This window comes from bacterium, from assembly GCA_016703265.1.
Taxonomy (GTDB): Bacteria; Krumholzibacteriota; Krumholzibacteriia; order LZORAL124-64-63; family LZORAL124-64-63; genus CAINDZ01.
In genome coordinates, this window is record JADJCK010000017.1 from 17,192 (window position 1) to 28,012 (window position 10,821).

The 10,821-nt window shown below is 68.7% G+C and carries 6 protein-coding genes; 4 read left to right on the plus strand and 2 right to left on the minus strand.

Features of this window, described 5'->3' with window-relative positions; all coding sequences use genetic code 11:
• Nucleotides 1-343 precede the first annotated feature (343 nt).
• The 3 genes from IPG61_20050 to IPG61_20060 all read left to right on the plus strand — a co-directional run bounded on the left by IPG61_20050 (nt 344) and on the right by IPG61_20060 (nt 7,373).
• Nucleotides 344-4,978 carry a 2-oxoacid:acceptor oxidoreductase family protein gene (locus tag IPG61_20050; protein MBK6736311.1) on the plus strand — a complete coding sequence of 1,545 codons (4,635 nt, stop codon included), beginning with the start codon at nt 344-346 and terminating at the stop codon, nt 4,976-4,978.
• Between the two features lie 105 nt (nt 4,979-5,083).
• Nucleotides 5,084-5,440: a hypothetical protein gene (locus IPG61_20055; GenBank protein MBK6736312.1), complete on the plus strand. Its 357-nt coding sequence runs from the start codon at nt 5,084-5,086 to the stop codon at nt 5,438-5,440.
• Between the two features lie 277 nt (nt 5,441-5,717).
• Entirely contained in the window at nt 5,718-7,373 is a 1,656-nt protein-coding gene (locus IPG61_20060) for a T9SS type A sorting domain-containing protein (GenBank protein MBK6736313.1), read from the plus strand.
• 82 nt (nt 7,374-7,455) lie between these two features.
• On the opposite strand, the gene IPG61_20065 is transcribed toward IPG61_20060, so the two are convergent.
• Both IPG61_20065 and IPG61_20070 read right to left on the minus strand, forming a co-directional pair.
• On the minus strand, nt 7,456-8,157 hold the full coding sequence (locus IPG61_20065) for a hypothetical protein (protein ID MBK6736314.1): 702 nt from the start codon (nt 8,155-8,157) through the stop codon (nt 7,456-7,458).
• Nucleotides 8,158-8,387: 230 nt separating this feature from the next.
• Nucleotides 8,388-8,915, minus strand: a complete 528-nt coding sequence (locus IPG61_20070; protein ID MBK6736315.1) for a TIGR03987 family protein — start codon at nt 8,913-8,915, stop codon at nt 8,388-8,390.
• Between the two features lie 100 nt (nt 8,916-9,015).
• Here IPG61_20070 and IPG61_20075 point away from each other — a divergent pair, with 100 nt between their 5' ends.
• Complete coding sequence (locus IPG61_20075) at nt 9,016-10,593, plus strand: DEAD/DEAH box helicase (GenBank protein ID MBK6736316.1); 1,578 nt, start codon at nt 9,016-9,018, stop codon at nt 10,591-10,593.
• The last annotated feature ends 228 nt before the right edge of the window (nt 10,594-10,821 follow it).

Below are 10,821 nucleotides of genomic sequence, written 5' to 3' on the forward strand. Positions count from 1 at the left end.
TGGGCGAGCGCCGAGTATCTCACATCTGATTAGTAGGAGTCCGTTCGGGGATGATCGTCACAGGGGAGCACCGCAGATCGTTCGCACATAATGAGATATCAAATAACGATATCGCGAATCAATGCAGGATGCTGCCGGGAGGGAGCGCGCACGCGACGGCGACCGGGGCAACCGGAGCCCCGAAAACGGTTTCCGCGCCGAAGATGGCCTCTTTTGGTCGTGTTCCCGAAGGGTCCGGGTGCTATCGTTCGCCCGAAGTCATCACGGTCCCCGCGGCAGGGGACCGGCGGGCCCCCGCCAGGCACCGCACCGGATTGCCGCAGAGCGCGAAGGAGCCCGCCCGATGAAGAACGCCCCCGAATTTCCCGGCATCCGGGTCACGACGAACGGCAACCAGCTCGTTTCCTACCACACCGAGGCCAGGATCACCGACGGCGGGGTGTTCTACCCGATCACGCCATCGACGGAGATGGGCGAGAACTACCAGCTCTCGTACGCCGAGGGTAAGCTGAACGTCTTCGGCGGCAGCAAGCTGGCCTGCGAGACCGAGGGCGAGCACTCGGCGCAGGGCGGCGCCATCGCGTTTTCCGTCTGCGGCAAGCGCACGGTCAACTTCACGTCGGGGCAGGGCATCGTCTACGGAGCCGAGCAGTACTACCACGCGCCGGGCAAGTTCTCGACCATGATCCTCGAGGTGTCGGCGCGCGCGCTGACCAAGCACGCGCTGAACGTGCACTGCGGCCACGACGACATCTACGCCGTGCTGGACACCGGCTGGATCATGCTCTTCGGCAAGGACTCGCAGCAGGCGGCCGACCAGGCATTGATCATTCGCCGGGTGGCCGAGCTGTCGCTGACGCCGGGCATCAACATCCAGGACGGGTTCCTCACCTCGCATCTCGAGCGCACGTTCATGCGGCACGAGTCCGAGCTCATGCGACGCTTCCTGGGCGCCCCCGACGAGCTGATCGACTGTCCCACCGAGGCGCAGCGCGCGCTGTTCGGGCCGAAGCGCCGCCGGGTGCCGCGCATGATCGACCTGACGAACCCGCTGCTGCTGGGGCCGGTGCAGAACCAGGAACACTACATGAACGGCGTGGTGGCGCACCGCACGGCGTTCTGCGAGCCGATCCTGCCCATGCTCGAGGCCGCGTACGAGGAGTTCGGCGCGCTCACGGGCCGGCACTACGGGCTGCTCTCGAAGTACCGGGTCGATGACGCCGACACCGTGTTCGTGTCTCTCGGCTCGGCCGCCGAGAACATCGAGGCGGCGGTCGACTACCTGCGGGACAAGGGCGAGAAGGTGGGCTCGATCCACGCCAACGTGCTGCGGCCCATGCCCGAGGCGGCCTACATCGCGGCCCTCGCCGGCCGGAAGAACGTCATCATCATGGAGCGCACCGACCAGCCGCTGGCCGGTGACAACCCGCTGGCGCGCGACATCCGCACCGCCTTCACGAAGGCCGTGCAGTCGGGCGCCATCAAGGCCGATGCGGTGCCGAAGTTCTTCTCCGGCGTCTATGGCCTGGGTTCGCGCGATTTCCGGCCCGAGGGTATCCTCGGCGCCTACGGGTTCGCGACCGGCACGCTGGCGCGGCAGGACGGCCACAAGGCCGGCGACGGCACCACGCTGTTCGTCGTTGGTATCGACCATCCCTACGCCGTGAAGGCCGACGAGAGGCCGTCGCTGCTGCCCGAGGGCGCCATCGCGGTGCGCCTGCACTCGATCGGCGGCTGGGGCATGATCACCACGGGCAAGAACCTGGGCGAGATCATCGGCGAGCTGGGTGACCACGTGGCCGAGCGCGACGGTGCTGTCGACGAGTTCGGGCGCCGCAAGGAAGTGGTGCACATCAGCGCCAACCCGAAGTACGGCTCCGAGAAGAAGGGCGCGCCCACCGAGTACTTCCTGGTGGCGGCGCCGGAGCGCATCCGCGTCAACTGCGACCTGCGCCACGTGAACGTGGTGCTGTGCTGCGACCCGAAGGCGTTCACGCACACCAACCCGCTCGACGGCATGGCCGACGGCGGCGCGTTCGTGTGGGAGTCGGAGGAGGGGGCCGATGCGGCCTGGCAGCGCATCCCGCGCAAGTACCGGCAGACCATCCTCGAGCGCAAGATCCGCTTCTACGTGCTGCCCGGCTTCGCCATCGCGCGCCAGGCGACCGACCGGCCGGAACTGCAGTTGCGCATGCAGGGCAATGCGTTCCTGGGCGCCTTCTTCGCCGTCTCGCCGTTCCTCGAGGAGTTCGGCATCAAGCGGGAGCATTTCAACGAGCAGGTCGAGGCGCAGTACCGCAAGAAGTTCGGTCGCCTGGGCGAGGCGGTCGTGGCCTCGAACATGGAGGTCATGCTGCAGGGCTTCTCGCAGGTGACCGAGATCACCTACGGCGCCGTCGAGGCGCCGGACCGCTCGAGCATGCGTGGCGATTCGCTGCTGCCCATCGCCGGTTGCGGCACGTTCTGCCTGCAGGTGCCGAAGCCCGGGTTCCAGCCCGAGCGGGCGCCCATCTTCCGGCGCGAGACCTTCGACCGCGAGTTCCGCGCCGGCCTGGGCTACCACCAGCCGGCCTCGGTGCTCTCGGCCGCCGGCGTGGTGGCCGCGGCCACCGGCGACGGCGCCACCAAGTACGTGGCCCGGCGCCAGACGCCGATCTTCATCGCCGAGAACTGCACGCAGTGCATGGCCTGCATCTCGTCGTGCCCGGACACCGCGCTGCCGAACACGGCGCAGGACCTGCAGACGATCCTGGGCACCGCCGTCCGCGGCTACGTGCAGGGCGAAGGCGACCGCAACGCACTGCTGGCCGCGATGCCGGCCGTGGAGAAGGCGGTGCGCGCCGGCATGGTCGCCAGCCAGATGGCCAAGACGGGCACGCCGATCCGCGACCTCGTGCGCGACGCGGTGATGCCCCTGTCCGGCGTCTCCGACGAGGCGAAGGACCAGTTGCTGGGCATCGTCGCCACGCTGCCGATGGCCTACAACAAGGTCAATGCCATCTTCCAGAACGTGGAGAAGAAGAACCCCGGCGCCGGCGGCGTCTTCTCCATCTTCGTCTCGGACCTCTGCAAGGGCTGCGGCGAGTGCGTCACCGAGTGCGGCGAGCACCAGGCGCTGAGGATGGTCGACGAGACCGAGGACCTGAACGCGCGCCACACCACGGCGATCAACTTCCTGAACCTGCTGCCCGACACGCCGCGCAAGTACCTCGGCCTGTACGACTCCGAGCAGCCGCATTCGTCGCGCGAGGCGACGCTGCGCAACCACCTGATGGTGCGCTCGAGCTACGACGCCATCGTCTCCGGCGACGGCGCCTGCGCCGGCTGCGGCGAGAAGACGGTGCTGCGCTCGGTGGCGACGGTGACCGAGGCCTACATGCGGCCGCTGTACCGGCAGAAGGCCGAGCGGCTCGACGCCAAGGCCGCCCGGATGAAGGAAGCCGGCGCGGCGCGCCTGGCCGCCCTGAAGGCGAAGGATCCGGCCGCCCACGCGCTGTACACGCGCGCCGTGGCCCACCTGCTGATGGGCCTCGGTGGAGAGACCGATGCCGACACCGACACGCGGCTGGCAGCGCACGGCGCCATCAGCGATGCGCAGGTCGTCGACGCCCTCATCGCCGTGCTGCGCCAGGACGCGGTCAACCACCGCGACATCCAGGCGGTGGACGGCCGGTTGGCCAACGGCATGTCGGTGATGGCGATGGGCGCCCACACCGGTTGCAACAGCGTGTTCGGCTCCACGCCGCCGAACAACCCGCACCCGTACCCGTGGATGAACTCCCTGTTCCAGGACGGGGCCACGGTGGCCTGGCTGTTCGGCGAGGCGTTCATCATGGATCACGCCCGTCGCTCGGTCATTCCCGAGCGCCTGGTCGACGCGCTGCTGGGCGAGGACGCCGGCATCTCGAAGGAGCAGTACTTCGAGCTGTCCCACTTCACCGACGTGCTGATGACGGACCACGAAGTGGCCGAGCTGCCGAAGGCCTGGGGCATCGGCGGCGACGGCGGCATGGGCGATATCGGCTTCCAGAACGTCTCGAAGGCCATCCTGCAGGGTCGCCCGAACGTGAAGCTGCTGATGCTCGACACGCAGGTCTACTCGAACACCGGCGGCCAGAACTCGGACTCGTCGGTGATCACCGGCGGCTTCGACATGAACCAGATCGGCGCCGCCACGCAGGGCAAGCTGACGGAGAAGAAGAGCCTGGCCGAGATCTTCACCGCCGGCCACGGCTCGCCGTTCATCGCGCAGGTCTCGATGGCCAACGCGCCCAAGCTGTACAAGGCGCTGCTCGACGCGCTGGAATACCGGGGCACGGCGTTCATCCAGAGCTTCACGCCCTGCCAGCCCGAGCACGGCATCGGCGACGACGGCTCCACCACGCAGTCGCAGCGCGCACGCGACTGCCGCCTGATCCCCGAGTTCACCTTCAATCCCGGCCGCGGCGAGACCTATCGCGAGGCGGTCGAATTGAAGGGCAACCCGGCGCACGAGAAGGACTGGTGGGAGACCACGCTGGCCTCGACGGGCGACAAGGTGCGCTACACGGTGGCCCACTACGCGGTGACCGAGGCGCGCTTCCGGCAGCATGTGCGCAAGGTCGACGCGGCAAAGGCCGAGACGATGATCGCCCTCGACGACATCCTCACGCTGCTGGCGCAGGACGACGTGGTGCATCGCCGGGTGTTCGACCCCAAGAACGCGGCCTACGTGCCCGACTTCGGCGTCTGGATCAAGGCCGAGAACCACGAAGGCAAGGCCGGACTCTACGCGCTGTCGCGCCAGATGGTCCTGCTCTGCGTGGAGCGGCGCAAGGCGTGGCGATTGTTGCAGAGCAAGGCCGGCCTCGACAATCGCGAGTACCGCGCCCAGCGCGTGCTGCTGGCGAAGCTGGCTGCGGGTGAACTCAAGCGCGACGACTTCCTGGCCGGCGGCGCCGAGATGCTGAAGGCCGAGGTGGCGAAGCTGGGCGCCTGACGCTGCGAAGGTTCGTGAAACGGGAGGGGCGCCGTGCAAGCCGGCGCCCCTGTTCGTTCGCGTGCGCCGCGCAACCGCGAGGGCTCCCTCCACGAAGCCCTTGGCGTGCGCGAAGCGCATGAGCGCCCAGAGCCCGGCGGCCACGGGAACCAGTCCCAGCGCATAGCGGCGCCAGTGCGCCATGGTGGCCGGTTCGCCGGAGCCGGTCTGGCCGCGGAACTTCGCGATATCCAGCCAGCGGACGAAAATCAGGCCGACGACGATGGCCACATAGGCCGCGTCGAGCGCCGAAGGAGCCGTCTGGCGGGAGGCGAAGATGGCGCAGAAGAACAGGGCGAGGTTGCCGAAGGCCATCCAGGTGATGCGAAGGAAGCCGGCTGCGCAGCCAACCGGTTCAGCAGGGGATTCCAGCGTACGCTGGCGCTCTTTGCCGCTCATGGTCGCCTCCAGATGCCCGCTTGATGCGGGTCAGGCACGCGGGGCGCATCGCTTGAACGCGTCCTGCATGCTCTGGATGGCGGCCCGACCACCCTGTCATACCTGCGCCACTCCGGATCGGGAGTGGTGCACCCATCGTCAGTTCTGTGAGCGAGTATAGCAACGAAGCGGGATGTTGCCAAGCCGGTCCGGGGTGCCCGCGACGGACCCGCAGCGACCCGGTTGCGGCGGCAGGTTCCGATCGGGTAGAATCCGGCCGCGGATCCCGCACACCCCTGGCCCGCTCCCGGAGGATCACCCCATGAATACCCCACGTTGCCGCTTCATGCTGCCGGCCCTTGCCATGCTCGGCGTGGCCCTGGCAGTCGTTGCCCCGGCCGGCGTCGCGACAGCCACGCCGCCCGGTTACCTCATCGTCGACATCGGCCTGGTGCAACCTGCCGACGCCGCCTCGCAGGGCTTCCGCGTGTCGATGACGGGCATCGCCACCGGCCGCTCGTTCGGCAATCCTACGCGCGCCTTCACCTGGACCTCGGCCGGCGGCCTGGTCGGCCTGCCGAACCTGGCCGGGCGCACCTACTGCGTCGGCAACGGCGTCAATGACCTGGGCGATGTCGTCGGCACCGGGGCCACGACCTCCTTCGGATCGAGCCCCCTGCCGGTGCTGTGGCAGGGCGGCGTCGCCACGCAGCTGCCGCTGCCTGCCGGGCAGTCGTTCGGCCGCGCCAACGACGTCAACAACGCGGGGCTGGCCGTCGGCTCCATCGGCTCGGGCAGCGTGGAATACGGCGTGAAGTGGAGCGGCGGCATTGCCTCCGTCATCACGGCGCAGACGGCCGGCGGCTGCTTCCTGCGCACGGCCTTCAGCGTGAACGATGCCGGCCTGGTGGCGGGCTTCGGTGTCGATCCCGCCAACGCCGCCCGCAACGTCGGTTTCGTCTACGATGCGGTGGCCAACACCGCCACCGAAGTGCCGCCGCTGCCGGGCCACAACGGCGCGCTTGCCTTCGATGTCAGCAATGCCGGTCACATCGTGGGTTCCAGCATGCTGAACCAGGGCTCGGGCATGCCCTTCATCTGGTCGGCAGCGAACGGCACGAAGGAGATCGCCCTGCCGCCGGCCACGTCGCAGGGCAGCGCCCGCGGCGTGAACAACGCGGGCTGGGCGGTCGGCACGGCCGGCGGTCTGTATGCCGTGCCGTTCCTCTACGACGGCGAGAACACCTACGCGCTGGCCGACCTGCTGCCGGCCGGCAGCGACTGGGACCTCGACACCAATACGTCGTCGTCGGCGATGGGCATCAGCGAGGACGGCGTCATCGTGGGCACGGGTGTACATGCCGGCGCCACGCGGGCCTACGCGATGGTTCCCGACGGCGCCGTGGCTGCCATGCTGCAGGAATTCCGCGCCGAAGCCCGTGCCGACGGCATCGCCCTCAGCTGGTCGCTGGCGATCACGGCCACCGACCTGAGCCTTGTCGTCGAGCGTGCCCCGACGGCGGACGGCCCCTGGTCGCCGATCGAAGCCGTGGTGACCGGTGACGGCCGGCAGGCGTCGGTCGTCGACACGACCGCCGAGCCGGGCCGCACCTGGCACTACCGGTTGCGCGTGACCGAGGGCGGCGGCACCACCTACACGCTGGGCGCCCTGTCGGCGGAACGGCCGCTGGTGGTCGGCGGCGTCGCGGAACTGGGCGCGCCGTGGCCGAATCCCGCACGCGGTGACCTGCAGGTCGCCTACCGCCTGCCTTCGGCCCAGGGCCTGGTCATCAACGTGCACGACGTGCGCGGGCGCCTGGTGCGCTCGCTGGTCGACGCCAGCCTCGGCGCCGGCGAGTACACCGCGCTGTGGGACGGGCGGGCCGACGACGGCACGCGCGCCCCGGCCGGTGTCTACTTCATCACGCTGCGCACGGCACAGGCTTCGCGGACGCAGCGCCTCGTGCTCGCGCGCTGACCGGGTCATCCCGCGCTGAACGCGAAGACGGCCGCCCCTGCGGGCGGCCGTCTTTTTGATCAAGGCAATCGGGCGGCCGGCCTTACCGGTAGAGGCCCTTTACCGCGCCCCAGGTCGCCTGCTCGTTCGGGACGGTGCAGTTGACGTGCATCGTCAGCGTCACGACGTTGCCCCAGGTGCCGTACTGCGCGCCCGCCGAAGCCGGGCCGCAGGAGCCGTCCAGGAACACCGGATAGGTGGCCGGGATGCTCGCGAACGGCGTCTCGCCGATGCCGGCACCGTTGCCGATGGCGAAGCTCAGCAGGCAGCCGTTCGTGAACTCGCCCGACGTGCTGCCGTTGACGACCGAGGCCACCGGCGTGCTCACGTTGCCGATCATGATGTGCTGCACGGTGGAGATCAACGTGGTGGTGTTCAGCGTGCCCGTGCCGTCACCCCACGGCCAGGCGCCGGCGTAGAAGTTGAACGTGCCGCCGTTGAACGTCGAGGTGTAGACGACGGTGCCGTTGCCGGCAACGCGATTGTCCACCATGCTGAAGGCACTGTTCTCGGTGGCGCAGCTGATGTCCCACTGCGCGCCGAGCGTGGCGCCGTCCCACGACTGTGCATGCAGCACATGGGGCAGGCCGCTGTTGACGCCGGAACGCCAGGTGGAGGCGCGACCCGTCAGGATCTGCCCGCCGAGGTCGGTGGATGTGAATGTGCCGGTTACGGGGTCGGCCTGCGCCAGTGCCGGCAACAGGATGAGCGAGGCAAGGGTTGCCGTCGTCAACAGACGATTCATGGGTATACCTCCGGAACGGAGGCGGAAGCCGGGGCGGACGCCGTCCTGGGCGAACTGCGGGGGCGGTGGACTGGCCACGCACTAATGCCCGCCACGGGATCCCGCTTCGCGGGGACTCCTGAGTCGAATGATCACTGATCAGGGTCCGTTGGGTGGATGGGGCCAAACTTGGCTCTAATCAGGACGATCATACTCCAGAATATGTGACGATGCACCAAGTCAATCCTGCATCAACCGCGCATGCCCAGCGCCATGCCGCCGAAATAGGGGACAAGCCAGAAGATCCAGACGACCAGGCTGTAGCGGTGGAAGCCGGCGCGGTCGGCTTCACTGCCCCGCCGCGCGACCCGGGTGGCCCAGATGGCGTGGGCCAGCATCAGCCACAGGGCCAGCTGGCCGGTCAGGGTGTGGGGGTCGCGCAGGTCGAAGGGGCCTTCGGCCAGGGCGTGCATCGCCAGGGTGCCGCTGATGTCGAAGGCCAGGCCCATCCAGAACGCAACTACATGCCACGGCTTGAGATAGCGTGCCAGGCGCTCGGCCCAGACCCCGATCGAATAGAAAACCAGGGCCAGGCTGATGAGGGTGGTCGAGACGATGACCGTGACGGGCTCCTCGTGCGGGCCGCCGGCGGCGGCGGGGCGGGGGGCGGGGTATGGGTTGCTCCGCTGTGCCGGGTCGGCTACCTTATGGCCCGGAGCTTGCTTTGTCCGAACCGGATGATCAAGCTCAGGAATGTGGGCGGCCGTTCGGGCCCCCATTGGCACCCGCGATGTCCAGTCTGCTTCTCGGCTTTGGTTCGTCCTGAGCTCCCTCCGAGACCAAGCTGCTGTGGCTCCCGGAACAACGAGACAGGAATACATGACCCCGATGACAACCACGGGACCAAAAACCTTCGCCGACCTGGGACTGAGTGAGCCCGTCCTGCGTGCACTCGCGGACTGCGGCTACCAGGAACCCACCCCCATCCAGTTGGCCGCCATCCCGCTCGTAAGCGCCAGGCGCGACGTGCTGGCCACGGCCCAGACGGGCACCGGCAAGACGGCGGCATTCATGCTGCCGGTGATCGAAGACATCGCCAAGCGCCCCAAGTACGCCGGCGACACGCCGCTGGCGCTGGTGCTGGCCCCCACGCGCGAACTGGCCCTGCAGATCGAGGAGAATGTCCGCGCCTACGGCCGCTATGTGGGCACGCGCACCGCGGTGCTGCTGGGCGGCGTCAACTCCGGCCCGCAGATCGACAAGCTGCGCCGCGGCGTCGACATCGTCATCGCCACGCCGGGCCGCCTCATCGACCTCGTCAAGCAGGGCGCCGTATCGCTCGCCGATGTCGAGTTCCTCATCCTCGACGAGGCCGACCGCATGCTCGACCTCGGCTTCGTGCACGACGTGCGCTGGATCGCCGACCGCGTGCCCCGCCCGCGCCAGACGCTGTGTTTCTCGGCGACGGTCTCGGCCGGCGTCCGCAGCCTGGCCTCGACGATGCAGGTCGACGCGCAGACCGTCTCGGTGGCGCCGCCCGCTGCGGTGGCCGACCATCTCGAGCAGCAGGTGATGTTCGTGCAGAAGGCCCACAAGCTGGACCTGCTGATGGACCTGCTGAAGGAGAACGTCGGCGGCCGCATGCTCGTCTTCACCGCGACGAAGGTGGCGGCCATTACCGTGGCCCGCCAACTGGAGCTGCGCGGCCTGAAGGTGGGCGCCATCCACGCCAACAAGTCGCAGAGCCAGCGCCAGAACGCGCTCGAGGCGTTCGGCAAGGGCAAGGTCGACGTGCTCGTGGCCACCGACATCGTGGCCCGCGGCATCGACGTCGAGGACATCACGCACGTGATCAACACGAAGCTGCCGGATGGCGGAGAACTTCGTCCACCGCATCGGCCGCGCCGCGCGCGCCGGCCCGCGGCGGCATGCCATCGCCCTGTGCGGCATCAGGGACGATGCCCCAGCTGCGCGGCATCGAAGGCGCCTGCTCGAGGCCGCTGCTGGTCCGCGACGACCACCGCTGGCCCGCCGAGGACGTCGCCCGGCCTGCCTGGCCGCCTCCGAGCGCGCCACTGCCAGCGGGCGAAGGCGGGAAGAGTGGAAGTGGGCGCCGATCAGCGCCCACTTTGTCGTTTGTGGCGGCCTCGGCGACGTCGTTCGACTTGCGCCGGCGCAAGTGCGGCGTATGCTGGTCGCCAACCTTATGCAGGAGGGTATCGTGTTTTCCCACGAATGCTCACGGGTTATGGCTCGATCCACCGCGGCGATCGCGTGTTGGCTGCTGGTCGCCGGGGTGGCCGCCGGACAGCCGATCGTTATCCTCGAGCAGCCGGTTCGGGTGACCGCCACGCCCCAGGACCCGACACCGGGCGGAGGCTGGTACCTCTTCGACCTCGCGGTCGAGTACGGCGACCAGCGCTGCGATCTGGTGACGGCTGTCCTTGTACCGGGTGATGAGGGTGAACGCCTGGCCTGGGAGCACCTGAGACGGACGATCGGCTGGAAGGGCGATTACCTGTTCGTGCTGTCCGAGTGCGGCGCCGGGAAACACCTGGAAATGCGCCAGCGAAGCCGTATTCATGCTGCGCGACGAGCGCCTGGTCGCGCTCGGCTCGCTGCTTGCGCGCGGACCGGCGCATCCCGGCGAGAGTGATGAGATCGGCACCAGCTACAGGTATGGGG